Origin of the sequence: Streptomyces sp. NPDC005374 (assembly GCF_042872225.1) — a bacterium.
Lineage (GTDB): Bacteria > Actinomycetota > Actinomycetes > Streptomycetales > Streptomycetaceae > Streptomyces.
Genome location: NZ_JBIAKA010000017.1, coordinates 16,097 through 40,813, shown reverse-complemented (window position 1 = coordinate 40,813; position 24,717 = coordinate 16,097). Strand labels below are relative to the sequence as shown.

General features: G+C 71.5%; 26 protein-coding genes. 14 read left to right on the top strand and 12 right to left on the bottom strand.

Going from position 1 to position 24,717, the window contains the following annotated elements:
• Positions 1–188 precede the first annotated feature (188 nt).
• The 4 genes from ACFYRX_RS35185 (at position 189) to ACFYRX_RS35170 (ending at position 3,858) form a co-directional block, all read left to right on the top strand.
• Complete coding sequence (locus ACFYRX_RS35185) at positions 189–704, top strand: putative immunity protein (protein WP_389108852.1); 516 nt, start codon at positions 189–191, stop codon at positions 702–704.
• A 61-nt stretch (positions 705–765) separates the two neighbouring features.
• Positions 766–1,479, top strand: coding sequence for a DUF2293 domain-containing protein (locus tag ACFYRX_RS35180; RefSeq protein WP_389108849.1), 714 nt, complete (start codon positions 766–768; stop codon positions 1,477–1,479).
• Between the two features lie 158 nt (positions 1,480–1,637).
• Positions 1,638–2,117 (top strand): DUF1772 domain-containing protein, encoded by a 480-nt coding sequence (locus ACFYRX_RS35175; protein WP_389108846.1) that lies wholly within the window; start codon positions 1,638–1,640, stop codon positions 2,115–2,117.
• A 253-nt stretch (positions 2,118–2,370) separates the two neighbouring features.
• Positions 2,371–3,858, top strand: a complete 1,488-nt coding sequence (locus ACFYRX_RS35170; protein ID WP_389108843.1) for a glutamate synthase subunit beta — start codon at positions 2,371–2,373, stop codon at positions 3,856–3,858.
• Between the two features lie 103 nt (positions 3,859–3,961).
• Here ACFYRX_RS35170 and ACFYRX_RS35165 read toward each other — a convergent pair whose 3' ends face one another.
• Entirely contained in the window at positions 3,962–4,441 is a 480-nt protein-coding gene (locus tag ACFYRX_RS35165) for a carboxymuconolactone decarboxylase family protein (RefSeq protein ID WP_389108840.1), read from the bottom strand.
• Positions 4,442–4,487: 46 nt separating this feature from the next.
• Here ACFYRX_RS35165 and ACFYRX_RS35160 point away from each other — a divergent pair, with 46 nt between their 5' ends.
• Positions 4,488–5,945 (top strand): PLP-dependent aminotransferase family protein, encoded by a 1,458-nt coding sequence (locus ACFYRX_RS35160; protein WP_389108837.1) that lies wholly within the window; start codon positions 4,488–4,490, stop codon positions 5,943–5,945.
• Positions 5,946–6,097: 152 nt separating this feature from the next.
• Here ACFYRX_RS35160 and ACFYRX_RS35155 read toward each other — a convergent pair whose 3' ends face one another.
• Positions 6,098–6,355, bottom strand: coding sequence for a DUF397 domain-containing protein (locus ACFYRX_RS35155; protein WP_389108835.1), 258 nt, complete (start codon positions 6,353–6,355; stop codon positions 6,098–6,100).
• Positions 6,356–7,216, bottom strand: a complete 861-nt coding sequence (locus ACFYRX_RS35150) for a helix-turn-helix transcriptional regulator (protein ID WP_389108832.1) — start codon at positions 7,214–7,216, stop codon at positions 6,356–6,358.
• A 312-nt stretch (positions 7,217–7,528) separates the two neighbouring features.
• Between ACFYRX_RS35150 and ACFYRX_RS35145 the strand changes: the two genes are divergently transcribed.
• The 3 genes from ACFYRX_RS35145 to ACFYRX_RS35135 all read left to right on the top strand — a co-directional run bounded on the left by ACFYRX_RS35145 (position 7,529) and on the right by ACFYRX_RS35135 (position 10,917).
• On the top strand, positions 7,529–8,191 hold the full coding sequence (locus ACFYRX_RS35145; RefSeq protein ID WP_389108829.1) for an ATP-binding protein: 663 nt from the start codon (positions 7,529–7,531) through the stop codon (positions 8,189–8,191).
• Positions 8,182–8,628 (top strand): hypothetical protein, encoded by a 447-nt coding sequence (locus ACFYRX_RS35140; protein WP_389108826.1) that lies wholly within the window; start codon positions 8,182–8,184, stop codon positions 8,626–8,628. Before ACFYRX_RS35145 ends, ACFYRX_RS35140 begins: the two co-directional genes overlap by 10 nt.
• Positions 8,629–9,054: 426 nt before the next feature.
• On the top strand, positions 9,055–10,917 hold the full coding sequence (locus tag ACFYRX_RS35135; RefSeq protein ID WP_389109334.1) for an ABC transporter ATP-binding protein: 1,863 nt from the start codon (positions 9,055–9,057) through the stop codon (positions 10,915–10,917).
• A 2-nt stretch (positions 10,918–10,919) separates the two neighbouring features.
• Here ACFYRX_RS35135 and ACFYRX_RS35130 read toward each other — a convergent pair whose 3' ends face one another.
• The 4 genes from ACFYRX_RS35130 to ACFYRX_RS35115 all read right to left on the bottom strand — a co-directional run bounded on the left by ACFYRX_RS35130 (position 10,920) and on the right by ACFYRX_RS35115 (position 13,760).
• Positions 10,920–11,102 carry a hypothetical protein gene (locus ACFYRX_RS35130; RefSeq protein WP_328746496.1) on the bottom strand — a complete coding sequence of 61 codons (183 nt, stop codon included), beginning with the start codon at positions 11,100–11,102 and terminating at the stop codon, positions 10,920–10,922.
• Between the two features lie 173 nt (positions 11,103–11,275).
• The gene (locus ACFYRX_RS35125; RefSeq protein ID WP_389108823.1) at positions 11,276–11,965 is read right to left on the bottom strand and encodes a DUF899 domain-containing protein; all 690 of its coding nucleotides are present in this window, start codon (positions 11,963–11,965) and stop codon (positions 11,276–11,278) included.
• 108 nt (positions 11,966–12,073) lie between these two features.
• Positions 12,074–12,289, bottom strand: coding sequence for a hypothetical protein (locus ACFYRX_RS35120; protein WP_389108820.1), 216 nt, complete (start codon positions 12,287–12,289; stop codon positions 12,074–12,076).
• Between the two features lie 118 nt (positions 12,290–12,407).
• A complete protein-coding gene (locus tag ACFYRX_RS35115; RefSeq protein WP_389108817.1) occupies positions 12,408–13,760 on the bottom strand; it encodes an amidohydrolase in 1,353 nt (450 codons plus the stop codon).
• A gap of 137 nt (positions 13,761–13,897) precedes the next feature.
• Here ACFYRX_RS35115 and ACFYRX_RS35110 point away from each other — a divergent pair, with 137 nt between their 5' ends.
• Positions 13,898–14,878: an endonuclease/exonuclease/phosphatase family protein gene (locus tag ACFYRX_RS35110; protein ID WP_389108814.1), complete on the top strand. Its 981-nt coding sequence runs from the start codon at positions 13,898–13,900 to the stop codon at positions 14,876–14,878.
• Positions 14,879–14,899: 21 nt separating this feature from the next.
• On the opposite strand, the gene ACFYRX_RS35105 is transcribed toward ACFYRX_RS35110, so the two are convergent.
• Positions 14,900–16,882 carry an FUSC family protein gene (locus ACFYRX_RS35105; RefSeq protein ID WP_389108811.1) on the bottom strand — a complete coding sequence of 661 codons (1,983 nt, stop codon included), beginning with the start codon at positions 16,880–16,882 and terminating at the stop codon, positions 14,900–14,902.
• A gap of 178 nt (positions 16,883–17,060) precedes the next feature.
• The gene (locus ACFYRX_RS35100) at positions 17,061–17,843 is read right to left on the bottom strand and encodes a nucleotidyltransferase family protein (RefSeq protein WP_389108809.1); all 783 of its coding nucleotides are present in this window, start codon (positions 17,841–17,843) and stop codon (positions 17,061–17,063) included.
• Positions 17,844–17,964: 121 nt separating this feature from the next.
• Between ACFYRX_RS35100 and ACFYRX_RS35095 the strand changes: the two genes are divergently transcribed.
• The 4 genes from ACFYRX_RS35095 (at position 17,965) to ACFYRX_RS35080 (ending at position 20,543) form a co-directional block, all read left to right on the top strand.
• The gene (locus ACFYRX_RS35095; RefSeq protein ID WP_389108806.1) at positions 17,965–18,603 is read left to right on the top strand and encodes a hypothetical protein; all 639 of its coding nucleotides are present in this window, start codon (positions 17,965–17,967) and stop codon (positions 18,601–18,603) included.
• Between the two features lie 65 nt (positions 18,604–18,668).
• On the top strand, positions 18,669–19,589 hold the full coding sequence (locus ACFYRX_RS35090; RefSeq protein ID WP_389108802.1) for a GNAT family N-acetyltransferase: 921 nt from the start codon (positions 18,669–18,671) through the stop codon (positions 19,587–19,589).
• A 94-nt stretch (positions 19,590–19,683) separates the two neighbouring features.
• Complete coding sequence (locus ACFYRX_RS35085; RefSeq protein ID WP_389108799.1) at positions 19,684–20,097, top strand: RidA family protein; 414 nt, start codon at positions 19,684–19,686, stop codon at positions 20,095–20,097.
• On the top strand, positions 20,094–20,543 hold the full coding sequence (locus tag ACFYRX_RS35080) for a GNAT family N-acetyltransferase (RefSeq protein WP_389108796.1): 450 nt from the start codon (positions 20,094–20,096) through the stop codon (positions 20,541–20,543). The genes ACFYRX_RS35085 and ACFYRX_RS35080 overlap by 4 nt, the downstream gene beginning before the upstream one ends.
• Before the next feature lie 143 nt (positions 20,544–20,686).
• Here ACFYRX_RS35080 and ACFYRX_RS35075 read toward each other — a convergent pair whose 3' ends face one another.
• Together ACFYRX_RS35075 and ACFYRX_RS35070 are read right to left on the bottom strand one after the other, a co-directional pair.
• Positions 20,687–21,406, bottom strand: a complete 720-nt coding sequence (locus tag ACFYRX_RS35075; RefSeq protein ID WP_389108793.1) for an aspartate/glutamate racemase family protein — start codon at positions 21,404–21,406, stop codon at positions 20,687–20,689.
• 5 nt (positions 21,407–21,411) lie between these two features.
• Positions 21,412–22,884, bottom strand: a complete 1,473-nt coding sequence (locus ACFYRX_RS35070; protein WP_389108790.1) for an NCS1 family nucleobase:cation symporter-1 — start codon at positions 22,882–22,884, stop codon at positions 21,412–21,414.
• Positions 22,885–23,061: 177 nt separating this feature from the next.
• Between ACFYRX_RS35070 and ACFYRX_RS35065 the strand changes: the two genes are divergently transcribed.
• Complete coding sequence (locus ACFYRX_RS35065) at positions 23,062–23,730, top strand: GntR family transcriptional regulator (protein WP_389108787.1); 669 nt, start codon at positions 23,062–23,064, stop codon at positions 23,728–23,730.
• Here ACFYRX_RS35065 and pip read toward each other — a convergent pair.
• A complete protein-coding gene (pip, locus tag ACFYRX_RS35060) occupies positions 23,727–24,695 on the bottom strand; it encodes a prolyl aminopeptidase (protein WP_389108784.1) in 969 nt (322 codons plus the stop codon). The genes ACFYRX_RS35065 and pip overlap by 4 nt on opposite strands.
• Positions 24,696–24,717 lie beyond the last annotated feature (22 nt).

Below are 24,717 nucleotides of genomic sequence, written 5' to 3'. Positions count from 1 at the left end.
CGACGCCTGCCGGTGAGGAGTGCCGGTCAGGAGTGCCGGCCGGGCGGCCGGGCTCCCCTGCGCCGCCTGAGGTTCGCCGGACGTCCCGGCCGGCCGTTCATCGAGGACGCCCTCACGCCGATCCACACGACCTCGCGGATGCGCGTCGTCGGGTGCGGGCCGGATGTCAGCAGGAAGGAAGGCCGACCTTGATCCTCCCGAAGGTCAGAGATCCCCGCTTGGTGACGGTCCGTCGCGGTGGGACGCTCACCGATGCGGATCACCATCTCCTCGCTCTCTGGGCTGCGGCTTGCGCGGAGCACGTCCTTGACCTCTTCGAGTCGGTTCGCCCTGAGGACCCTCGGCCGCGCCAGGCGATCGAGCATGCCCGCGCCTGGGTGCGCGGCGAGGTGAGGATGATGGAGGCCCGCGCGGCGGGCGGCCATGCGATGGGCGCGGCTCGAGACCTACGCGGCGCGGCCCGGCATGCCGCGTACGCCGCCGGCCAGGCCGGATGCGTCGCACACGTCGCCGCGCACGAACTCGGCGCCGCCGCCTATGCGATCAAGGCCGCTCGCGCTGCCGCGCCGGCGAACGGGAGTGAGGCCGCGGGGCGGCTCGAGTGCCGGTGGCAGCGCGACCAGCTCCCGGAGGCGATTCGCGAACTCGTACTGGACGACCAGAGATTGCGGAACGACATCTGCTGGTCGGTGTTCGACTGCTGAACGCGCGGTGGGCGCCGGACAAGGGTGTCGGTGGTGGGGGTGCCTGGGGAATGAACCCCTCATGGCAGGCCCAGTGACTCCCGCGCCCCGTGGTGGGCCTGTCGTCATCCAGCCGTTGCGGAGACGGCACTGTGCGCGGTGCCGGGGTGGGCCGTTGGCGCTGCTCGTCGTCGAGGGCGGGGCGCCGCGGTGTCTCGACTGCGCCGATCTCGGGCATCTGGTGTTCCTGCCGCGCGGCGACACGGCGCTCACCCGTCGGTCGCGGGAGGAGAGCACGCTGTCCGCGGTCGTCGTGCGGTTCAACCGGCGCAAGGGTCGTTACGAGCGGCAGGGCGTCCTCGTCGAGGAGACGGGGCTCGTGCGGGCCGAGGAGCGGTGTCTGGCGGACGCGGAGGCACGGCGACGGCGACGGGCGCGGGACGCCCGCCGGCGGACGGTCGCGGACGTGCGGTTCGCGGAGGCGTTCGCGGCCGAGGTCCGGCGGCTCTTTCCCGGGTGCCCGGACGACCGGGCGGCAGCCGTCGCCTCGCATGCGTCCGTGCGGGGCAGTGGGCGGGTCGGGCGGAGTGCGGCGGGGCGGGCCTTGTCGGAGGGGGCGGTGATGGCGGCGGTGGTGGCGTCCGTGCGGCATGTGGACACGCCGTATGACGCGTTGCTGATGAGCGGGGTGGCGCGGCATGAGGCGCGGCGGCGGATCTCGGGGGACGTGGAGACGGTGCTGAGGAGGTGGCGCGGCGGGGGGACGGTGGTGGAAGGGGAGGAAGAAGCGGGCTGAGAGGGAGGCAGGTGGGGGTTCGGCTTCGGACGGGGGTGGACGTCTGCGTATGGCGGTGCGCGGAACGGCCATGGTGAGCGGACGTGGGGCGGGATTCACTGGTGGGGACGGGTGGTGCCGGGCCCGGGGCTCGGCCGGAGGCGGGAGCTGGTGTTGAGATGATCGATGGGCCGTACTTCGTGCTGGTCTTGCTGGGGGTACTGGGGACGGGGCTGGTGGCCGGCGTCTTCTGCGCGTTCTCGACCTTCGTGATGAGTGGACTCGCCGCGTTGCCGCCCGCGCAGGGCGTCGCCGCGATGAACGCCATCAATGTGACCGCGGTGCGGCCGCCGTTCATGGCCGTGTTCGCGGGCTCCGCGGTGCTGTCCGCGATGATCGCGGTGGTGACCTTCGTGCTGTGGCCGGACGAGGGGACGGTGGAACTGCTGGTGGGCAGCGCGTTGTATCTGTTCGGCTCGTTCGGGCTGACGATGGTGGCGAACGTGCCGCGCAACGACGCCCTGCTCAGGCTGGACCCGGGCACCCCGGAGGCGGCGGCATACTGGCCGACGTTCGTGCGCGAGTGGACGATGTGGAACCACCTGCGCGCGGCCGCCTCGGGCGCGGCGGCGCTGGCGTATGTCCTCGCCCTCACGTGAGCGTCCGAGCATCGCGCACACCCTCCCGGGGCCGCGAGAGGGCGCCGGCCCGCGCTGTCCCGGCGGCTTTCCGGCACTCTGCGCGAGTGGCCGATGAGTCGTATCGTGGCCGGAAGGAGTTCCGCGAGCGTGCCTCCCGATGACGCGCGGCCGCGCCGGGCACACCGAGCACGCTCCGAGCGCACCGGCCACGCCGAACTCACCGGACACGCCGGACGCGTCGGCGTCACCAGTGCGAGCAAGGGAGACGGCCATGGCCGATCCCAAGGGATTCATGACCACGCCTCGCCGGGACCGGCCCCGGCGGCCGGTCGAGGAGCGGGTCCGGGACTGGGACGAGGTGTACGTCCCCGGGGCGCTGCTGCCCATCGTCAGCGAGCAGGCGGACCGTTGCATGGACTGCGGCATACCGTTCTGCCACGAAGCCTGTCCGCTCGGGAACCTCATACCCGAGTGGAACGACCTGGTCTCCCGGGAGGACTGGCGGCAGGCCGCCGACCGGCTGCATGCGACGAACAACTTCCCCGAGTTCACGGGCCGGTTGTGCCCGGCGCCGTGCGAGGCGGGGTGTGTGCTCGCCATCAACCAGCCGGCGGTCACCATCAAGAACGTCGAGGTCGCCGTCGCCGACCGGACCTGGGAGCTCGGGTTCGCCCCGCCACGGCCGCCGGACCGGCTGTCCGGACGGACCGTCGCGGTGATCGGGTCGGGGCCGACCGGGCTCGCCGCGGCACAGCAGTTGACGCGCGCGGGACACACGGTCGCCGTCTACGAGAAGGACGACCGCCTCGGTGGGCTGATGCGCTACGGCATCCCCGAGTTCAAGCTGGAGAAGCGCCATCTGGAACGGCGGATCGGGCAGATGCGCGCCGAGGGGACGAAGTTCCGTACGTCAACGGCGGTCGGCCGGGATGTCGCGGCGGCGGAACTGCGGACGCGGTACGACGCGGTGGTGATCGCCACGGGGGCCACGGCCTGGCGTGACCTGGACGTGCCCGGACGGGAGTTGGCCGGAATCCAGCAGGCCATGGAGTATCTGCCGCTGGCCAACCGGGTGTGCGAGGGGGATCTGGAGGTGTCCCCCATGTCGGCCGCGGGCAGGCATGTCGTGATCGTGGGCGGGGGCGACACCGGGGCCGACTGTCTGGGGACCGCGGTGCGTGAAGGGGCCGCTTCCGTGACCCAGTTGGACATCTACGCGCAGCCCGGGGACGAGCGGGACGAGGATGCCGAGCCGTGGCCGACGTATCCGAAGATCTACCGTTTGTCGGCGGCGCACGAGGAGGCCCGGGACCTGGAGACGGCGCCTGCGGCGGACGCGGACGCGCGGATGTTCGCCGCGTCGACGCTCCGTTTCGAGGGGGACACCGAAGGGCGTGTGCGGTCGCTGCATCTCGTCGAGGTGGACGCGGCCCGGCGGGCGGTCGAGGGGACGGGGCGGACACTGCCCGCCGACCTCGTGCTGCTCGCGCTCGGGTTCTCCGGGCCGGACCAGGGAGACGGGCTCCTGGGGCAGTTGGGGCTGGAGACGGAGCCCCGGGGGACGGTCGCGCGGGATGCGGGGTTCGGGACGAATGTGCCCGGGGTGTTCGCGGCGGGGGACGCCGCTCGGGGGCAGTCGCTGATCGTGTGGGCGATCGCGGAGGGGCGGGCGGTCGCGGCCGCCGTCGACCGGTATCTGACGGGGAGTTCACAGCTGCCGGCGCCGATCGGGCCGTACGACCGGCCCATGACCGTGTAGGGCGTGCTGCGCGAGGGGCTCGGCGGTTCGGCACCGCCGGGCTGCCCCGTCGCGGTCGCGCGCACCACTGCGGCGGATCAAGGGGACCGGCGGGGCGGACCGCTCAGCGCCGCTCGTCCGTGCCCGCCACCTTCCCCGTCGCCAGCGCCACCCTGTTCCACGTGTTGATCGTCAGGATCAGGGACAGGATGTGGGCCAGTTCCCGCTCGTCGAACCACGCCGCGGCCTCGCCGTAGACCTCGTCGGGGACGCCGCCGTCGGCCACCAGCGTCACCGACTCCGTCAGAGCCAGGGCCGCCTGTTCCCTCTCGGTGAAGAAATGGCGGGCCTCCCGCCAGACGGGAACCATGTGGAGGCGGTCCTCGCTCTCACCGGCCTTGCGGGCGTCGTTGGTGTGCATGTGCAGGCAGTACGCGCAGCGGTTGAGGTGGGAGGCTCGGATCTGGATCAGTTCGACGAGGGCGGGGTCGAGGCCCTCGCGGGCCGCCGCGTCGAAGCCGACCAGGGCGCGGAAGACCCTGGGGGCGGCCTTCGCGAGGTTCAGCCGGGCCGTACCTGTCACGTTCGCGTTCGTCGTCGTCATGTGATCAATCTACGAGCCTGAAAGACCGGCTGTAGGGTGCATTTCCGTGGCGGAATCATGGGTCAATCACGCGGAGCGGATCGGCTCCGACCTGCACCTGGAGCTCTCCGCGCCCGGGAGTCGGCGCGCCGCGCTGATCCGGGCCCTGCGCGAGGCCGTACGCGGTGGGCGGCTCGCCCCCGGCACCCGGCTGCCGCCGTACCGCTCACTCGCCGTCGACCTCGGCGTCGCCCGCAACACGGTCGCCGACGCCTACGCCGAACTCGTCGCGGAGGGCTGGCTCACCTCCCGCCAGGGTTCGGGCACCCGGGTCGCCGAGCGGACCGAGCCGCTCCGCCCCGCCGTATCCGCACCCCTGAAGACACCCGTGAAGACACCCGCACGCGCGCGTGGCCCCCGCCACGACCTGCGCCAGGGCACGCCGGACTCCTCCGCCTTCCCCCGGGCCGCCTGGCTCGCCTCCTACCGCCGGGCCCTGCACCGGGCCCCCAACGAGGTCTTCGGTCCCGGTGACCCCGCCGGACGTCCCGAGCTGAGAGCGGCCCTCGCCGAGTACCTCGCACGCGCGCGTGGCGTGCGCACGGAGCCGGACCGGATCGTCGTCTGCTCCGGGGTCGCGCACGCTCTGCGGCTGCTCTTCGGAAGCGGCGTCCTGCGCGGTCCGCTGGCCGTGGAGGCGTACGGGCTGCCCTTCCACCGGGAGCTGCTCGCGGCCGAGGGCGTACGGACCGTTCCGATTCCTCTCGACGAACACGGCGCGCTCGTCGACCGGTTGGGGCGCGAGCGGGCCGTACTGCTCACGCCCGCGCACCAGTTCCCCACCGGCGGTCCGCTGCACGCCGAGCGGCGGGCCGCGGTGGTCGACTGGGCACGCGCGCGTGGCGGGGTGGTGCTGGAGGACGACTACGACGGGGAGTTCCGCTATGACCGCAAGCCCGTCGGCGCCCTCCAGAGCCTCGACCCGGAGCGGGTGATCCTCCTCGGCTCGGTCAGCAAGAGCCTGTCACCCGCGGTGCGCCTGGGGTGGATGGTGCTGCCGCAGCGGTACGTCGGCGACGCCCTCGCGGCCAAGGGCGAGCGGGAGGCCTGGGCGAGCATCCTCGACCAGCTGGCCCTCGCCGACCTCATCACCTCCGGGGCCTACGACCGTCATGTACGGCGGATGCGGCAGCGGTACCGGGCCCGCCGGGACCGGCTCGTCGCCGGGCTGGCCGAGCACGCACCGCACATCGAGGCCGGCGGGATCGCGGCCGGGCTGCACGCGGTGCTGCGGCTGCCGCCGGGCACCGAACGGTCCGCCGTCCAGGCCGCGGTCCGGCGGGGCGTCGCCCTCGACGGGCTCGCGGAGTTCCGCCACCCGGACACCGACATGCCGGCCCGCGACGGCCTGGTGGTGGGGTATGCGACGCCTTCCGAGCACGCGTACGGGGCGGCACTGGAAGCGCTGTGCGGGGCGCTGCCGCAGGGTGAGGCGCGGGTTCCGGCGACGCCGGCCCCGTCGTAGCGGTCGAGGCGGGCCGCCACCGGTACACACAGGTGGGGGCGAGCGTCTGCCGCTCGCCCCCACCGCCTCAAGGACGTGTGTGGTACTCCCACGCGTCGATCTCAACCATCAAGTGATACCCAGCAATTCAGCACCCGGGTCGGGTACCGGGGTCAGGACAGAAGGAAGTCGGCCGCCCCTGCCTTCGCGCCCTCGATGAACGCGGTCATCTCGTCGGTGGTGTAGATCAGCGCCGGGCCGTCCGGATCGGTGGACTGACGGACGGCGATCCGGCCGTCGGCGAGCTTCATCGCCTCCAGGCAGTTGCCGCCGTTGCCTCCGCTCCACGGCTTGTGCCAGCCTTCGCTCCCCAGCTCCCGGGCGGGCATCCCGTTGTAGACGGACATGCGCGGCGACTTGATGCGGTTCATTCACAACTCCTTGCGGAGATCCCGGAGGATCTCCTTCGTGCGATGTGCTGTAGCGGCCTGCGCCGCCATGCGGTCCATGACCTCGAGGTGGGTCGCCACCTCGACTCGCGCGTCCAGATAGATCGCGCCGGTCAGGTACTCGCTGTAGACCATGTCCGGAAGTTCGGGCACGGCGAATCGGAAGAGCACGAAGGGCCCGTACGTGCCGGGGTGCGGCCCGTTGGCGAACGGGGCGACCTGCAGCGTCACGTTGGGCAGCTTCGTTGCCTCGAGCAGTTTGTCGATCTGGGCACGCATCACCTCCGGGCCGCCGACAGGGCGGCGCAGCACGGTCTCGTCCATGACGACCCACAGCCGGGGCGCGTCGTGACGGGTGAGCAGTCCCTGGCGTTCCATGCGCAGGGCGACATGGCGCTCGATGTCCTCGGGACTGGTCTGGCCGATGGCGCCCGAGCGCAGGACGCCACGCGCGTAGTCCTCGGTCTGGAGCAGTCCGGGCACGAAGTGCGGTTCGTACTCGCGGATGAGCGCGGCCGCGCCCTCCAGGCTGACGTGCATCGAGAACCAGCCGGGCAACACGTCGTGGAAGCGCTGCCACCAGCCGGGGCGGTTGGCGTCCTCGGCGAGTTGGACGAAGTCCTCGGCCTCCTGGTCGGAGACGCCGTAGGCCTTCAGCAGGAGCTGGAGGTAGGGGATCTTGAGACCGACCTCGGCCATCTCCATACGGCGGACGGTGGCGGGCGCGACGCGGAGGATGCGGGCGGCTTCCTCGCGCTTGAGCCCGGCGCGTTCCCGCAGGTCCAGCAGGCGCCGGCCGAGGACGACCTGGCCGACCGTCGGCGCGGACCGCGGTTCACTCACGCTCCACCTCCACGAAGTCGCATACGTCGGACACTCGAACACATCAGGTACATCGGGCGCATCGAGGTGCATCGGAAACGCCGGGGACGGAAGTCACGGCCCTCTGCATGCTGACAGCCCAGCGGCGCCATTCGAAGACCTAATTCGAAGATCTGTACGGATACGAAGACGGATACGTACGGATCTCCGGTGATCCCAACTGGCGCCGCTCAAGATGCTGTTGCGTGCAGTCTGCCACGGCCTCTCACCGCGTCACACAGCACTCTGCATTTTTCAGAGTGACACTTGCCAAGTGTTCACGACGGGGCGATAGTGGCAAGCGTGATTCCGTCCCCGCCCTTAGGAACAGACGCCGCCGCGGACCGTCCCCAGGGTCTCGGTGCCATCGCGGGAGTGGGGCCCGAGAGGGCTGCTGCCCGGCGCCGGTTCCGATTCGAGCTGGCCGCGCATCCGGGTTCTCCCGCGCAGGCCAGACGCCTGACGAGGGCCAGACTGACCCACTGGTCGGTCTGTGAGGACACCTGTGACTCGGCCGCCCTGGTCGTCTCCGAGCTGGTCACCAACGCCATCGTGCACACCGCGAGCAGCCGTGTGGTCTGCGAGCTGCACGACGATGACGACCTGGTGCGGATAGCCGTCCGCGACGAGGGCTGTGCGCCGGGTGAGCCCCACCCGTCCCCGCAGCGTGGCGAGGAGGAGCACGGGAGGGGACTGCTCCTCGTCGACTCCCTCTGTCACGCGTGGGGTGCCCATGAGCACGGCCCCGGCCTGCTCGTCTGGGCGGAGCTGCCGCGCAAGGCGGACGAGCCCCTCACGGACACCGGCCCGCGCAACGACCTGGGCTGGGGGGCCCGCCCGAAGCCGGTTCCCTCCGGGGGGTCGGGCCAGGGTGACGAGGCCGAGGAGCACCACCGGGCGATGCCCGACGCGGAAGCGCGCGATCACGGGACGGGGGACGCGGGCGCATGGTCGTGAGGAGCGGATCCGGCGCCCAGGTGCTGACCCTGGACACGCTGGTCCGCCTCGGGCGCGGGCTGCGCGCGCCGGCGGCACCGCGCAAGCTGGCCGTGCCGGAGGGGATGACGGTGCCGCTGGGCTGCGACGCGGTGCGGGTGCCGGCGCTGCTGGGGCAGCAGCTGGTGCCGCGACTGCCCCGGGTCGGGTGCGTGTACGCCGATGACACGCACTGGTGGTGGCTGGTCCCCGCCGACTCCGACTACGCGCTCGAATGGCCCGCGCCTGCCCAGTACGCCACCGGGGCGGTCGTTCCGGACGCCCCGGTGGTACCCGACCTCGTGCACCGGCCGGAGGGGGCGTTGCCGTACACGCCGCCGATACCGTTGTACTTGGCGTTGTGCCGCCTCACGGGGACGACTCCGAACTGGTCGCGCCCGGTCAGCTCGGCCGGATAGGCCACCGCGCGGGGAGGGGACGCCCGCGACTGGTCACGTCCGGTCAGCTCGTCCGGAAAGACCACCGCCCGCCGACGCGACGCCCACGACTGGTCACGTCCGGTCACCCCGGCCCGATAGGCCGCCGCCCACGGACAGGACGTCTGTGACTGGCCGCCCGGTCCCCCGCGTTCCCGCACCCCCGCACCCCCGCACCCCCGCACCCCCGCACCCCCGCACCCCCGCACCGACCGTGCTCCCCCTTCCAGGTGTGCGCCCGCGCTCTCGCCGTACTTCCCTCTGCGCCCTCCCCCCGTGCGGCCCGCCCCGCCATAGTTGCCCCGTCCACGATCGGGGAGGTCCGCGGTGGGGAAACGGTCTGGCACTGAGCAGCCCGGGGTCTCGGAGTCGGAGCGGCTGCTCTTCGGGGGGCCGCTGCGGTACGACATGGGGTGGAACTCGCACTCCGACGCGTTTCTGGAGCTGGGGTTCCGGGCCATGGTCACCCGGCTGCCGTCGCTGCTGTCGGCGAGTCTCCGGCTGGCCTGGCAGGCGGACCGGCGGGCCGCACGGACCGTACTGGCCGCCGAGGTGACGCGGGGTCTGACACAGGCGGTGAGTCTGCTCGCGGTCAACAGTGTGCTGGGGCGGCTGATCAGCGGGGGCGCGCTGGAGGCCCGGCTGCGGGGAGCCGTGCCCGCACTGGTCACCATGGCCGCCGTGATGCTGGTCGGGGCACTGCTGCGGGCCGCGTCGACGCATGCCACCGGCCGCCTGGAGCCCAAGGTGGAGCGGGTGGCGACCGAGCGGTATCTGGAGCGGGCGGCGACCGTCGAGCTGGCCGCGATCGAGGACCACGCCTTCCACAAACTGCTGGACACCGCCCAGTACGGCGCCACCTCGGCCCGCCGCATGATCTCGTTCGCGACGCGCGTGGTGAACGCGATGATCTCGCTGATCGCGGCGGCGGGCGTGCTGACCGTGCTGCACCCGGCGCTGCTGCCGCTGCTGGTCACGATGACGATCCCGAGCGGCTGGGGCGCGCTGACGATCGCGCGCCGCCAGTACGAGTCCTTCCACACCTGGGTGCAGCACGTGCGGGCGGGCCGACTGCTGGGCGCCCTGCTGATCGAGCCGGAGGCGGCGCCGGAGATCCGGGTCCACGGGGTGGGCCCGTTCCTGCTCAGGCACTACCGCGCGATGGCGGAGACGGCGGAGACGGAGCAGGCCCGACTGGCCCGGCTCGCGGCACGCACGGGGCTGATCGCGGCGGCCTGGACGGGCCTGGCGACGGTGGCGACGTACGCGACCCTGGGCGGTTTGCTGCTGGCGGGCGCGATGGCGCTGTCGGTGGCCGGTACGGCCGTGATCGCCGTGCGCACCGGCTCGCAGAGCCTGAACACCCTGGTCGTCGAGATGAACGCCCTGCACGAGGAGGCCCTGTTCGTCGGCGACCTCCAGCGGCTCTACGAGGAGGCGGACAAGTGGGCGATCCCGGCGGGCGGGACGGTACTGCCGGACGATCCGAGCGAGATCCGCTTCGAGAACGTCACCTTCGCCTACCCGGGCGACGCGGCCCGCCCCGCGCTCGACGACGTGACGCTCACCCTGCCGCTCGGCAAGATCGTCGCGCTGGTCGGGGAGAACGGCTCCGGCAAGACCACCCTGGTGAAGCTGCTCGCGGGCCTGTACGCCCCGGGCCGTGGCCGGATCCTGTGGGACGACGTGGACGCGGCGCACGCGGACCGGAAGCTGCTCGCCGAGCGGGTCGCGATGGTCGCCCAGGACTTCAAGCGGTGGCCGTTCACCGCCCGCGTCAATGTGGCGGTGGGCCGCTCCTCGGCGCCGCTCACCGACGAGCGGGTGTCCGGCGCGGTCGCGGAGGCCGGGGCCGGAGAGGTACTGGAGGATCTGCCGCGCGGCCTGGACACGCTGCTGGCCCGCAACTTCAGCGGCGGGCACGAGCTGTCCGGCGGGCAGTGGCAGCGGCTCGGGATCGCCCGGGCCGCCTACCGGCGCGGGCACATCCTGATCGTGGACGAACCGACGGCCGCCCTGGACGCCCGGGCCGAACTGGAGGTCTTCGAGAAGATCCGCGCCCTGGCCGGTACCGGTCAGACGGTCGTCCTGATCACCCACCGGCTGGCGTCCGTACGTCACGCGGACCTGGTGCACGTGCTGGAGCAGGGCCGGCTCGTGGAGTCGGGCACGCCCGAGGAGCTCCTGGCCTCGGGAGGTGTCTACGCGGAGCTGTACTCGCTCCAGGCCGAGCAGTTCACGGGGAAGGTGCCCGCCAAGGAGGCGGGCTGACCTCAGGCGACGGCGTCGGCCGCCTCCGCACCGGGGACGATCACCAGGAACATGTCCGTGGCGAGGTCCATGACGACCTCCGCCGCCATTCCCTCGAGTCGCCTCGCGTGCGCGAACTCCTCCGCCGGCCACGATCCGCGCGGCCCGCCAGCGGGAAAGCGTTCGAGCACTGTTCGCCCGTTCACCACCCTGCACCTCCAGAAAGCGTTGTACTCACCCGTAGGAGCACTTGTAGGAGTTAACGCCTTCCGGGGCCCGTTGGCCTCGCTGAGTTGCCGTACTGAGACGTAGTTGACACGGCTTCACCCCGGAGTGTGAGGATCCTGTCACCGTACGGCGGCTTTTCTCACGCTCTGTGTCAGTCCTCGTACTCGTCGTGATACCTGATGCGCACACTGCCCGCGGGCGCCCCGAGAGCGGACGCGCGCCCCTTGGGTTCCTCCCATTCCTCCTGCCGTCCCAACGCGGTGAGGTCGAGGAAGGTGGTGGTCGAGCCGAGCCCGTCGAGGCCGCGTTCATAGGTCGAGTAGGTGTGGAAGACCCGGTCGCGGTCGCGCAGGAAGCAGCTGATGCCGGGCCGCTCTACCCACTCCCCGTCGATCTCCCGGGTGGCCTCGAAGTCGTGGTTGAAGTCTCCGCCGTTCGACGAGTACCAGGGCACGGTCCAGCCCATCCGCGCCTTGAACGGAAGGATCTTCGTGTACGGCGCTCTCGACACGGCCGCGAACGTCGTCCCCCGTGCCCTCAGATGGACGAGATGTCCGATCTGGTCGAGGAAGGCGGAGCAGCTGCGGCATCCCGCGTCCCACTCGGGCGCGAACATGAAGTGGTATACGACGAGCTGCCCGCACCCCTCGAAGAGGTCGAGCAGCGTGGCCTTGCCGTCGCCGCCCTCGAAGACGTACTCCTCCTCGACCTCGACCATGGGCAGCCTGCGCCGCTCGGCGTTGAGCGCGTCCCGCGCGCGTGTGGCCGCTTTCTCCCTGACCAGCAACTCCGCGCGTGCCGCGCGCCACTCGTCCCGCGAGACGATCTCCGGTAGTGACATGGGCCCTCCTGTACAACGGTCCGTTCGAGGTGGTGACCGTCGGGCGGGGCGGAACTCATCGCCGGCGCGGGAGATTCTTCCCATCGGCGTCGGCCCGGTGCCGCGGTGTCACGGACCGTCCGCCCGCGTGACCCCCTGGGCGAGTTGGCCGACCACGTCCGCGACGGAGTGCCCGAAGGCGGTCGGAGCGATCAGGATGCCGAAGACCAGCACGATGACCACGGTCAGTTTCTCGTCGTTGCGGCTGCGCGCCTGCGTTCGTCGACGCAGCCGCAGAACGATGATCACAGCGAGCAGTACCGCGACGTCGATCGTCAGCTCCACCCGGCCGGCCCTCCCCCTCAGACAGGTGTGTCCCGGCCTTCATGTGTAGCGTGAACCCACCGTCGCGACCGCCCGGTCACCGGTGGTTGGCGTCAAAGTACTTCTCCGCGACCGGATTTCAGGTCTTGTAGTCCTGGATCCGCCTGCCATGCCCCCGGTCGAGCAGCGCGGGCATCCGCTCCCCCAACTCCCTTACGACGGCGGCCACATCGACGGTCAGCAGCTCACGGTCCCGCATCAGGACGCGGCCGTCGACGATGGTCGTGCGGACGTCGCTCGAGCGGGCGCTGTGGACGAGGGTCGCGGCGAGATCGTGGACGGGCTGGGTGTGCGGGCCGGTGAGGTCGACCAGGATGATGTCGGCACGCCTGCCGGGTGCGATGCTGCCGACGACGTCACCGAGACCGACCGCGCGGGCGCTCTGCAGGCTTGCGTGGTGCAGGGCCTGACGGGATGTCAGCCAGCGGGGATCGCCGGTCGCCGACTTCTGGATCAGCGCGGTGAGCGCCATCGACTCCCATACGTCGAGGGAGTTGTTGGAGGCGGCCCCGTCCGTGGCGAGTCCGACGGGGATGCCGATGTCGTGCAGTGCGCGGACGGGGGTGGTGGTGGGCCAGGCGAACTTGAGGTAGCCGCGCGGGGCGGTCGCAACAGCCGTACGACCAGAAGCACTTGAGAGGATCGGCAGGTCGCTTTCGAGGATGCCGGAGCCGTGCGCGATCAGGACGTCGGTGTCGAGGATCCCGGTGCGCCGCAGCACCTCGATGGGCGTGACACCGTGCCGGGCGAGGCTCGCCTCGGCCTGGTCGCGGTTCTCGGAGGCGTGGAGATGGACGGGGAGGCCGTGCTCATGGGCGAGCGAGGCGGTCGCGGCGAGGTCGGTGTCGTTCACGGTGTAAGGCGCGTGCGGGGCGAGGGCGGTGGTGATACGGCCACCGGCGCCGCCGCGGTGCCGTAGCGCGAACTCCAGGGATTCCTCCCGGCCTTGGGGTCCCTGCGAGGAGAAGTACGCCTGACCGAGGTGCGCCCGGATGCCGCACTCCTCGACCACGGCGGCGACGGCGTCCATCGAGAAGTAGTGGTCGGCGAAGCAGGTGACACCGCCCCGGATCATCTCGGCGCAGGCCAGCCGTGCCCCCAACTCCACGTCCTCCTCGGAGAGGTTGGACTCGATGGGCCACACGACGTCGTTGAACCACTCCTCGGTCGGCAGATCCTCGGCGACCCCGCGCAGGGCGACCATGGGCGCGTGGGTGTGGCAGTTGACGAGCCCTGGAAGGGCGACCTGCCCCCGCGCGTCGATGCGCTCCACCGCGGGCAGTTCCTCGGCCCGCGCACTGCTGATCACCGACTCGACGACCCCCTCCCGTACGACGATCGCGGCGTCCTGCACGAACCCGACCTGCTCTTGATCGTCGTGCGTGAGCACCGTGCACGGGGAGATGATGAGACCTGCGGGAGAAGGCGTCATACAGGCACCGTACGACGCGGTCGTGCCCTCGCAGTGGGTGAACCGCGCATCCCGTCGCCGCTCTGTCGCGGCGGCCCGGACGCGTGCACCCTGGCCTCATCACCGCTCGTCGTACGCCTTTCCGGAAGGGGTCCGGCATGCTCGTCGGCACCTGGAACGTAGAGAATCTGATGCTGCCGCGCAGCGGCGACGGCGCTCCGAGTACCGAGGCGGAGTACGAGGCGAAAGTCGAGGCTCTCGCCTCCGTGATCACCGCGCTCGACCCGACGATCCTGGGCGTCCAGGAGGTCAGGCAGGAGGAGACGCTCGGCGACCTGGTCAAGGCGATCGGCGGGGAGTGGCACATCGCGCTCTCCCGGCACGCGGACCACAGGGGCATCCGCGTCGGCTTCCTCAGCCGCACGCCGCTCCGGGTACGGCGGGACACCCATGTGTTCGCGGAAAAGCTTCGCCCCGTGCAGGGCGACGACGGCACCGAGCCGGACGCGCACGACAGCGAGACCAGCCGCGGCTTCCTCGCGGTGGAGACCGACACCGGGGACGGGGTGCTCCAGGTGGCCGTCGCCCATCTCAAGTCGAAGCTTTTGTCGTATCCGGGCAACGGGGGCAGGAGCCGCTTCCAGCCGCACGACGAGGCCGAGCGGGCCCGCTTCGGCGCCTACGCCCTCTACCGGCGGGCGGCCGAGGCGGCGACCCTGCGCGCCCTCGCGGACTTCCTGCTGGAAGGCGCCGGGACCGAACGGGACGTGATCGTCCTCGGCGACATGAACGACGTGGTGAACGCCGCCACCACGCAGATCCTGCTCGGCCCGCCCGGCTCCGAGCTCGACAATCCGGGCGCGTTCCTCCGGCCGGACCTCGGAGATCGGTTCCGGCTGTGGGACATCGCCCCGCGCATACCCGAGGAGCGCCGCTTCTCCCGCGTCAGTTTCGGACGCGCCGAACTGATCGACCACATCCTGGTCAGCCACCGGCTGGCCGTCCGTATCGCGGAGGCGGGGACGGGTCTGCCCGAGCAGCGGGACGACGCGCTCGAACTGCCGTCGGTGGACGAGAACCCGACGAAGCGGGTGGGGACTCCCGGGTCGGACCACGCACCGGTGTGGGTGCGGGTGTGACTGTGGTTGCGGGTGTGACGCCTAACCGGCGAGGGGGACTTCGGGCAGCCGGACCTCCACCCGCCCCCGCCCTCCGTCGAGCCGGTCCAGTTCGTCGAGGAGTTCGGTGAGCCGTCGGACCTGTTCGGGGGCGAGCCGCCCGGAGTCGTCGAGGTGGACGGCGCAGGCGGTGGTCGTGTCGACGATCCGCTCGAGCACGGCGACGATCTCGTCGGCGCCCTCCGAGTGCCGGGCGAGCGCGGGGAGTTCGGCGGCGGCGAGGGCGATGGCGGCACGGGCCTCGGCGAGCCGCCGGTAGGCCTCGCGACGGAGGGTCCAGCGCAGGGCGCGGGTGTCCTCGGCCGGTGTCGTGTCCCGTACGACGGACTCGGCGGCTCGCGGAACGGGCCGCCGGGTGCGCCGCGGAAGGGGCCGCTCGGTCTGCCGGGGAACAGGCCGTGCCGTCTCCCGCAGAGGGGGCCGCCGGCTCTCCCGCAGGACGTGCTCGAGGTACGCCTGCGCCGCTCCGCCCGCCGCGGCGAGCCGGGACCGCACTCCCCCGCCGCGCTGCCCCGGCATCGGCAGATGACCCACGATCAGGACGATCGCGCAGGCGAGCAGGGTCTCGGCGATCCGGCCGACGGAGGCCTGCGGCTCGCCGCCGACCATCACGAGCGCCAGGACGAGGACCGTGACGACGGCGGTCTGCGCGGCGAAGTGCCGGGTGGCCACGGGGATGAGCGCGCCGCTGACGGCGACGAGCGCGATGAGCCCTTCGGGCCGCGGCAGCACGAGCGCGAACCCGGCGAAGACCAGCGCCCCGAGGACGGTCCCGGCGGCCCGGCACAGCACCCGGGAGGCGAGCGGTCCCAGGTCGGGCTTGACGAGGAAGACGGCGGTGGCGGGCAGCCAGTACCAGTGCTGGTGCTCCCCGTACCAGTGCGAGTGGTGCAGCGCCTGTGCCACGGCGACGCTGGCCCCGAAGCAGAGGGCGACCCGCAGCCCGTACTCCCGCCCGCCGGCCCCGAAGACGGACCGCAGCACGCCCTGGGCGGTGAGCCGGCGCGGGTGCAGATGCCCGCCCCGGCCCTGGTCGAAGGCGTCGGCGGCCCGCAGCAACGCGTCGTCGAGCGCCCGCAGCGCGGGTGCCGACCGGGTGGGCGCGGGCAACGGACCAGTGTGTGTGTTCTCCCGTACGGCGACGGCGAGCCGTCGGGGTCCCGCGGAGGCTCGCCCGGGCACCGCGTCCTGCGCCCAGGCGAGCGCGGTGGCGGCCTCGGCGAGCGGCAGCGCGGCGGCGTACTGCGCGTGCAGGCGCCGCTCGGTGGCCGAGCTGGCGTACCGCCGCAGCCGGGGCCCGGTGAGCGCGTCCTGCGCGTGATCGAGAGCGGCGGTCAGCGCGACGCGCCGCGAGGTGGCGTTCGCACTCCCCACGGCGTCCAGGAGCTCGGCGACGGCGTCGTACACGTCGGCGACCGCCTCCCGCTCCCCGTCGAACCGGAAGTCGCCGGTGAGGGCACCGGGAGTGGGCAGTACGAGCCGCAGCGCGATCAACCAGCAGGCCCCTCCCAGATAGCCGACGGCCCGCAGCCACCCTTCCTCCGGCAACGGCATCCCGGCCCCGATGGCGGAGGCGACGAGCAACTGCGTACCGGCCCCGGAGGCGACCGGGCCGATGGCGCTCACACCTCCCGCGACCAGCCCGAAGAGGGTGAGCAGCACGGTCAGCACGACCGCCCCCGTGTGCTCCCCCGCGAAGGTCCCCACGAACATCCCGACCGCCCCCGCGAGCGCCGGCACCCCGATCCGCCGGACGGAGACCCGTCGGCTGCCGGGCCGGTCGTTGATCCCGGCGAGCATGGCGGCGATGGCGGCGACGACACCGAGGGAGGTCCGACCGGCGACCACCGCGGCGAGGAGCAGCGGCCCGGCCGACAACGCCCCCCGCACCACCGCGTTCCAGGGAATCGGCCCCCGCTGAGCGCGCAGGGCGTGAGCGAGCCAGGGCGGTACGGCGAGTGACACAGGGCTCCTGTCGTCGAGGGAGGCGGGGTGTGCCTTCGGGCGACGGTGGCCGGGCGGTGGTGGGCTGTGGTCTCCACGGTAGGCCGTGTTCCTGGAGGGTCCGGGACGCTTGTGTTACCCGCGTGTGACGATGTCTGCAGGGGCCACGTTCTTTATGAACGGAATGGCTCCGCGCGTCTCACATCGCCCCCGGGGCCGCGGACCGGGCAGTGGAGAAGAGTGCTTCGGCATCGGCGATCGCCCGGAGCAGCAGCTCCGGTTCCGGCCGCGCGGACCCGAGGACCTCGTCGATGACGCGAAGTCCGGCCCGTTCCAACAACCGCTTCTCGTTCGTCACCCACTCCCCCCGCGCCGCCAGCACCGAGTGCCCCATCTGTACGGCGGCCGTGGCCAGCGCACCGGCGGTCTCGGTGAGGCGCCCGGCGGGGGCGTGGTTGGCCTTGGCGTAGGCGAGGGTGAGGTGGGCGGTGTCGTGCCAGCGGGCGGCGGCGGAGGTGCGGAGCTTCTCCGGATAGGCCGCCGGGCGCGGCAGGTCACCCCTCAGGACCTGGTTGATCGCGAGCTCGGCCACGATCAAGTAGGTGGGGATACCCGCGAGATGGAACATCAACGGCTCCACCCGGAACCGGCCCTCCTCCGCGTCCGCCAGCTCCCGTTCCACCACGTCGAGGTCCCGGTAGTGGACGTCGACCTGCCGCCCGTCGATCGTCAGCCACGCACCCCCGTTGAAGACACCGCCACCCCATCCGCCGACCTCCGACACCTCGCCCTCCCAGCCGACGGCACGGAGGTCGGACGGGGCGAAGTCGCCCCGGTAGTACACGGCGAAGTCCCAGTCACTGTCCGGCCGTTCGGTGCCCTGGGCGCGGGAGCCGCCGAGGGCCACGGCCCGGACGGTGGGAAGGGCCGCCAGGCGGTCGGCGACTGTGTCGAGGAAGGCGGGGTCGGAAGAGGCCGGCATGCCCGCAGCGTACGGAGCCGTCCGGTGGACCTCCACACGATTACCTGCCGGAGGCCGTTGTCAGTGCCACGCGTTATCAATGAAGTCGTCACTCAGCGTTACGACGACGGGGGAACCACCGATGACGACACATGAGAACGACCACGGGGACCTGGAGGGGCTCGACGCGGCCGGGCCGTCCCGTACGCATCTGTCCGCGGCCGGGCTGCGGATCCGCGGCTGGACCGCCGGCATGATCCGCCGCCTGCTCGGGGAGCCTGATCTGCGGCGCACCAACCCGTATTTCCGTACGGCTCCGCAGACCCGTCTCTACAGTGTCGAGCGCGTGGAGGCCGCGGAGCGGAGCGAGGAGTTCAGGGCCGTCTCGGCGGTGGCGGCCCGGCGGTCCGCCGCGGTGAAGGACGCGGCGTTGCGGAGGCGGCGGGAGGTGCTCGCCCGGATCGCGGCGGAACCGATCGAGGTGCCGGTGCTCGCCCCGGAGAGACTGGCGGCGCTGGCCGTCGGGTATCGCGATCATCAGGACAGGGGGCAGGGGCCCGGGCCCGGGTCGCTCGACGGCTGGAAGGTCGATTACCTCTGCCATCGGCTGGCCCGCTACGACGGCATCCTCGACGAGTTGTCCGGCCGCACCGGACGCGCGGCCGCGGAGCGCCTGCTGCGGCGCCGGGTCTACACGGCCATCGCCCAGTCGTATCCGGAGCTTGCACAGGAGTGCGAACGCCGGTCGTGTGCGCAGGAGTGCGGTCCGTCGCCGGGATGACACGGCCGGGCGGAGGAGGCGCGAAGGGCGCCGGCCGGCAGTTTGTCTCCCTACGCTCCGGGCGCATGAGAGACGATCAAGTCGCCCGTGTGCACGAACGCCTCGCGACCGCACCCGAGTTGTCTCCCGTGACCTTCCGCGAAGGCCGTCGGTTCGGCCGCTGGGAGCTCGCCTCACTCGCCGAGGGCGCCTTCGGCGAGTGCCTCGACCCGGACTCGCTCACCGTGACCGGCGAGAAACGGTTGCGGCTCCGGCTGGGGGCGGGGGCACGTGAGCAGGGGCACGCCGACGACGTGCGTGTCAGGTACTGGGTCCGTTCCCCGCAGGGCCGCGGCGGCGAGCCACTCGGGACAGTCGCCGTCGACACCTGGCCCGTCGGCGTGGGCGCGGTGCGCATCACCTCGCTCTACGTCCATCCGGTCGCCCGGAGGCAGGGACTCGCCTCGACCGTGCTCGACCTGGTCCACGACGCCTGCCGCGCGGAAGGTCTGCAGGGGTGCCGGCTGGACACGTACTGGACCTGGCAGCGGACCGTCCGCTACTGCCTCCGGCGCGGGCTGTGGGTCACGTCATGGAAGCACGCGCTGGGATTCGCCCGGCTGTCACAACTGCCCCGGTACGAGATCGAGGAGAACGGAGAGGGAGAGCTGACGTTGCTGGTGGCCGGCGAGGAGGGACGGCCGGTTCCGGTTCTCACCGCGGGGAGCTCCGGCGGTCTCCTTCGGCTGCGAGAGAGCGAGGAGTACCGCGGGACACCGGACCGCCTGGATGCCGTACGGCTGTACGCGCGCTCGACTCTGGCACTGCATCTGGCCGTGCGCGGAAGGCCGTTGGTGCGAGGAGAGTCGGAATGGGCCGGCGCACATCACTGGTGCGACATCGGCGAGCCGGAGGGACTCGCCTACAGGATCGGCGTGTTCGAGCGGGCCGCACGGGACCGGGGGTGGCGAGTGGAGAGTCCTTACGACCGCCCTCCGTCCCTATGACACGCACACGCGCACGCAGCGGAAATTGAGGTGCGGTCCCGTCCGTCACGCCCGATGATCGAAAGGTTGTCCGCCGTTCGCCCCAGGAGCCCCCGTGATCCAGCGCGTCACCGCCCCGGCGCTCTTCCCGCCGCCGACCTACGCCCACGCCTCCGTCGTCGAGGCGGGCACGAAGCTGGCGTTTCTCGCCGGGTCCGTTCCGCTGGACGCGAAGGGGAATCTCGTCGGTGAGGGCGACCCCGCGCGGCAGGCCGAGCAGGTGATCGCGAACCTTCGGGAGCAACTGCACGCCGTCGGCAGCGACTTGGGGCATGTGCTGTCGACCGATGTGTACGTCGTGAGCAGCGAGCCCGCGGTGCTGTCCAGAGTGTGGGAGGTCGTGGAGGCGTCCGGGCTGAGCGGCGGGCCGCATTCGTCGACGCTGATCGGGGTCGCCTGCCTCGGGTACACCGGCCAGTTGGTGGAGATCACGGCGACGGCCGTGGTGCCGGAGAAGGCAGTCCGGTGAGCGCGGTCGTCATCCGCCGGGCCACCGCCCCCGACGCCTCCGCCACGGCCGACGTCTATCTGCGCTCCTTCGCCGCCGCGCTGCCCACGGTCGTCCGGCCCCGGTCCGACGACGAGGTGCGGGCCTACATCCGGGACGTCGTGGTGCCGTCGCGGGAGACGTGGGTTGCCGTGGCGGAGGAACAGGTCGTGGGGCTCATGGTCCTCGCCGGGGATCTGCTGTCCCAGCTGTATCTCGACCCCGACTGGCGGGGGCGCGGCATCGGCGACGAGTTCGTCGCGCTCGCCAAGGAACGCAGCCCGCGGGGGCTGACCCTGTGGACCTTCCAGGTCAACGAGCCGGCCCACCGCTTCTACGAGCGTCACGGCTTCGTCGAGGCCGAACGCACCGACGGCACCGGCAACGAGGAGCGGGAGCCGGATGTGCGGTATGTCTGGCGCCCCTGAGCGCGACCAGCCCCAACGGGGGTCTGTCTCCCTCGGCCGGCCCGACCGCGATTCCCACAGCGGTCACCCACAGTCGGTCCGATCATGATCAGCGGCGGTCTCCGCAGCCGGCCTGGCCGCGAACCCCACGGCGGCCCCCTCGGTCAGCCCGACCGCGGTCCCCAGATCCGCTTCTTCGGCACCGGCTTCGCGTAGCTCCCCGCCCGGCTGGTGCTCAGCCCCAGCCCCACCAGCGACTCCGCCAGCTTCACCGCCGCCCCCACGCCGTCGACCACCGGGACCCCCAGCTTCTCCCCCAGCGTCCGCTGCAGTCCGGTCATCCCGGCGCACCCCAGTACCAGCACCTCGGCGCCCGCGTCCCGCACCCGCTCGGCGGCCGCCAGGAACGCCGCCTCCGTGCGGTCGGTGTCGCCCAGGTCGAGAACGCCCAGTCCCGTCCCGACGACGGCCGCGCAGTTGCGCCCCACCCCCGCCAGCTCCAGGCTGTCCTCGATCTGCCCGCAGGAGCGCTCCAGTGTGGTGACGACGCCGTAGCGCCGGCCGAGCAGACAGGCCAGATGGGCGGCGGCCTCGGTGATGTCGACGACCGGTACGTCCACCAGCTCCCGGACGCCCTCCCGCCCGTGCTCGCCGAAGCCGGCCATGACGACGGCGTCGTAGGAAGGACCCTCGTAGGTGCGCAGCAGGTCGATGACCGCCGCCGCGGAGAGGTGGCTGTCGAGCCAGCCCTCCGCGGACTCGGGTCCCCACGCCGGGGTGAGTCCGAGCACGGTGGTGCCCGGGCCTGCGGCGGCCCGGGCACCTCGCACGATCTCCTCGGTCATCTCCTGCGTGGTGTTGCAGTTGGTGACGACGATCCGCACGTCTCTCAGACCTCCACGGCCTCGGGGACCTCGGAAGCGGCCGCTCTCTCGCTCCGGTTCAGCAGCATGTACAGGCCGCCCGCGAGCGCCGTACCGATGAACCAGGAGTACGGGGCGACGTCGCTGAACGTCTTCACCAGGGCGAGGACGCCCGCGACGCCCGCCGCGGGCAGGAACGCCCACAGGGCCCTGGGGTTGACGCCCTTGCGGTAGTAGTAGCGGGAGCCGGGCGCGGCGTCGAACAGCTCGTTCACGTCGACGCGGCCCTTCTTGAGCCAGTAGTAGTCGAGCATGATCACGCCGAACAGCGGGCCGAGGAAGGCACCGAGGCCGCCGAGGAAGTAGTTGACGACCGTGGGGTTGGAGAAGAGGTTCCACGGGGTCACGACCAGCGCGGCGACCGTGCTGATCATGCCGCCGACCTTGAAGGTGATCTTCTGCGGCCAGACGTTGGCGAGGTCGTACGCCGGTGAGACGAAGTTGGCGACGATGTTGACGCCCATGGTGGCGACCGCGAAGGTGAGCGCGCCAAGCACCATCACCCAGGTGTTGCCGACCTTGGCGACGAGTTCGGCCGGGTCGGTGATGGCCTGGCCCCACACCTCGAGGGAGCCCGCGGTGACGATGACGGAGACGACCACGAAGGCCGTGGAGTTGATGGGCAGGCCCCAGAAGTTGCCGCGGCGGACGGTCTTGTAGTCCGGCGCGAAGCGGGAGAAGTCGCAGAAGTTGAGCATCAGCGTGCCGTAGGTGGCGAGGATCAGGCCGATCGCGCCGAACCACTGCCGCCACTGCTCGCCCACGGAGACCGGGTGCGGGGTGGAGGTGAGCGAGATGCTCCAGCCGGCCTTGGCCAGCACCCAGACCGCCAGCGCGATCATGACCAGCCAGATCGCGGGACCGCAGAAGTCCTGGAACTTGCGGACCGACTCCATGCCCTGGCTGATGATCAGCGCCTGGATCAGCCACAGCGAGAGGAAGGAGACCCAGCCGAGGGCGTCGAGGCCGAGGAAGGAACTGTGCGTCCAGGACTCCAGACCGGGCCAGGCGGCCAGCAGCATCACGTTGACCGCGACGGAGGCGAGGTAGGTCTGGATGCCGTACCACATGATGGCGATCACGGCCCGGATCAGCGCCGGGATGTTGGCACCCCACACCCCGAAGCTGATGCGGCTGACCACGGGGAACGGCACGCCGTGGCGCTGGCCGATCTTCCCCATCCAGTTCATGCCGACGTAGATGATCACGAAGCCGACGAGCAGGGACGTGAAGACCTGCCACACGTTCATGCCGAGGACCAGCAGGCCGGCCGCGAAGGTGTAGTTGCCGAGGTTGTGGACGTCGGACATCCACATGGCGAAGAGGTCGAAGACCTTCCAGTTCCGCTTGTCGGCGGGGGCCAGGTCTTCGTTGGTGAGCCGGGGATCGGGGACGAACGCTGGCGTGCCGGTGACTGCGGCACGGTCGGCGAGGGACACAGGGCCTCCAGGGACGGGAGGGACAGGAGGAGTGCGGCCGCCTGGCATCCGGTTTTGGTATACCAAACTGCCGACATGGTCCCGCCGTCAAGAGTTCCGACCGATGTCGCGTTCGTTAAGGCTCCGTAAAACAGCTCCGGCGTCAGTCGACGCACCGGCGTCGGAGAAGATAGCTCCATGAGCTCCACGACGAACACCGAGCCCCTCGGCGCCGTCCGCGAACGCGTCCTGACCACACTGCGGCAGGAGATCATCGCGGGCGGACTGCTTCCGGGCGACCGACTGGTGGAGCGGGAGCTCGCCGACCGCTTCGGAGTTTCCCGGGTACCGGTCCGCGAGGCGATCCGCGCCCTGGTCGCCGAGGGTTTCGTCCACTTCGAGACCCCGCGCCGGACGGTCGTACGGCGGCTGACCCCGAACGACGTCAAGGAACTCTTCGAGTTGCGCGAGGCGTTGGAGGTGTACGCGGCGGGCCTCGCCGCGGCCCGTGCGACCCCGCAGGATCTCACCGAGGTCGAGCGGCTCCTCGACCTCGCGGCGACCGCGACCGCGGCGGGCGACGCGGAGACCATCACGGACGTCAACAGCCGCCTGCACGACAGCATCGTGGCCATGGCCCGCAACAGTCTGCTGGTCGAGGCCCTGGAACCGGTCGCCGGGCGACTGCGCTGGATGACCCGGCGGAACGAGGAATGGCCCCAACTCCTCGTCGAACACCGCGACTTGTACGAGGCCATCGCCTCCGGCGACCCGGAGCGGGCCCGCGCCCACGCCCTCGCGCATGTGCGGACCAACTACGAGTCGACGGTACGGCAGTTGTTCGGGGACACCGTCGAGCTGATCTAACTCATGGAACGGCGGGCGTACTTGTCCGTCGCCGCCACCATCGCGGCTACACCCCGATCGCCGACACCGTGTCCGACGTCTTCGATCACCGTCAACTCACTGCCCGGCCAGGCGTGATGGAGCCGCCAGACGGTACCGAGGAGGTTGCTGAGATCGAGGCTTCCCTGGACGAGGGTGCCGGGGATTCCCTTGAGCAGGGGCGCGTCACGCAGGACGACCCCCTCGTCGTTGCCCTCGCCCAGGAAGTGGTCGTTGCCCCAGTAATGGGTCACGGTACGGGCGAACCCCTGCCGGAACACCGGGTCCTCGTAACGCGGTACCGACCGCGGTGGCGCGGAGTCGATCGCGGTCTCCCAGTCGGTCCACGCCCGCGCCGCCCGCTCGCGCACCTCGGGGTCGGGCGATTCGAGCAACCGGTTGTAGGCGGCGGGAACGTTCCCGGACCGTTCCTCGACCGGCAGCTCCCCGATGAACCGCTCGAACGCCTCCGGGAAGATCTTCCCAAGTCCCCTGGTCAGCAGGGCGACTTCGGGATTCGCGGCGGTCGCGACTCCTGTCAGTACCAGCTCCGTCACGGCCTCCGGATGCGTCTGCGCGTACCGCAGCCCCAGCACCGACCCGAACGACACGCCCCACACCAGCCACCGCTCGATCCCCAGATGCCGCCGCAGCAGTTCCAGGTCCGCGATGAGATGCGGGGTCGTGTTGACGCTCATGTCGGTGTCGTACACGCTCGCGTGCGGTGTCGACCGCCCGGCACCACGCTGGTCCAGGAGGACGATCCGGTAGGCGGCGGGGTCGAACAGCCGGCGCACCCACGGCGTACAGCCGGACCCCGGCCCACCGTGCAGCACGACCGCCGGCTTGCCGTCCGGATTGCCGCAGGTCTCCCAGTACACGAGGTTGCCGTCGCCGACGTCGAGCATGCCGTGGTCGTACGGTTCGATCTCCGGGTAAAGAGGCATCCGGCGACCCTAACCGTCGTAC

What these genes read in the sequence shown, in the direction of transcription:
- ACFYRX_RS35115 (WP_389108817.1), bottom strand. Translation starts at nt 13,760, where the DNA reads ATGACGCCTTCTCCCGCAGGTCTCATCATCTCCCCGTGCACGGTGCTC.
- ACFYRX_RS35090 (WP_389108802.1), top strand. Translation starts at nt 18,669, where the DNA reads ATGAGAGACGATCAAGTCGCCCGTGTGCACGAACGCCTCGCGACCGCA.
- ACFYRX_RS35095 (WP_389108806.1), top strand. Translation starts at nt 17,965, where the DNA reads ATGACGACACATGAGAACGACCACGGGGACCTGGAGGGGCTCGACGCG.
- ACFYRX_RS35165 (WP_389108840.1), bottom strand. Translation starts at nt 4,441, where the DNA reads ATGACGACGACGAACGCGAACGTGACAGGTACGGCCCGGCTGAACCTC.
- ACFYRX_RS35170 (WP_389108843.1), top strand. Translation starts at nt 2,371, where the DNA reads ATGGCCGATCCCAAGGGATTCATGACCACGCCTCGCCGGGACCGGCCC.
- ACFYRX_RS35125 (WP_389108823.1), bottom strand. Translation starts at nt 11,965, where the DNA reads ATGTCACTACCGGAGATCGTCTCGCGGGACGAGTGGCGCGCGGCACGC.
- ACFYRX_RS35175 (WP_389108846.1), top strand. Translation starts at nt 1,638, where the DNA reads ATGATCGATGGGCCGTACTTCGTGCTGGTCTTGCTGGGGGTACTGGGG.
- ACFYRX_RS35155 (WP_389108835.1), bottom strand. Translation starts at nt 6,355, where the DNA reads ATGAACCGCATCAAGTCGCCGCGCATGTCCGTCTACAACGGGATGCCC.
- ACFYRX_RS35140 (WP_389108826.1), top strand. Translation starts at nt 8,182, where the DNA reads ATGGTCGTGAGGAGCGGATCCGGCGCCCAGGTGCTGACCCTGGACACG.
- ACFYRX_RS35135 (WP_389109334.1), top strand. Translation starts at nt 9,055, where the DNA reads ATGGGGTGGAACTCGCACTCCGACGCGTTTCTGGAGCTGGGGTTCCGG.
- ACFYRX_RS35110 (WP_389108814.1), top strand. Translation starts at nt 13,898, where the DNA reads ATGCTCGTCGGCACCTGGAACGTAGAGAATCTGATGCTGCCGCGCAGC.
- ACFYRX_RS35100 (WP_389108809.1), bottom strand. Translation starts at nt 17,843, where the DNA reads ATGCCGGCCTCTTCCGACCCCGCCTTCCTCGACACAGTCGCCGACCGC.
- ACFYRX_RS35180 (WP_389108849.1), top strand. Translation starts at nt 766, where the DNA reads ATGGCAGGCCCAGTGACTCCCGCGCCCCGTGGTGGGCCTGTCGTCATC.
- pip (WP_389108784.1), bottom strand. Translation starts at nt 24,695, where the DNA reads ATGCCTCTTTACCCGGAGATCGAACCGTACGACCACGGCATGCTCGAC.
- ACFYRX_RS35065 (WP_389108787.1), top strand. Translation starts at nt 23,062, where the DNA reads ATGAGCTCCACGACGAACACCGAGCCCCTCGGCGCCGTCCGCGAACGC.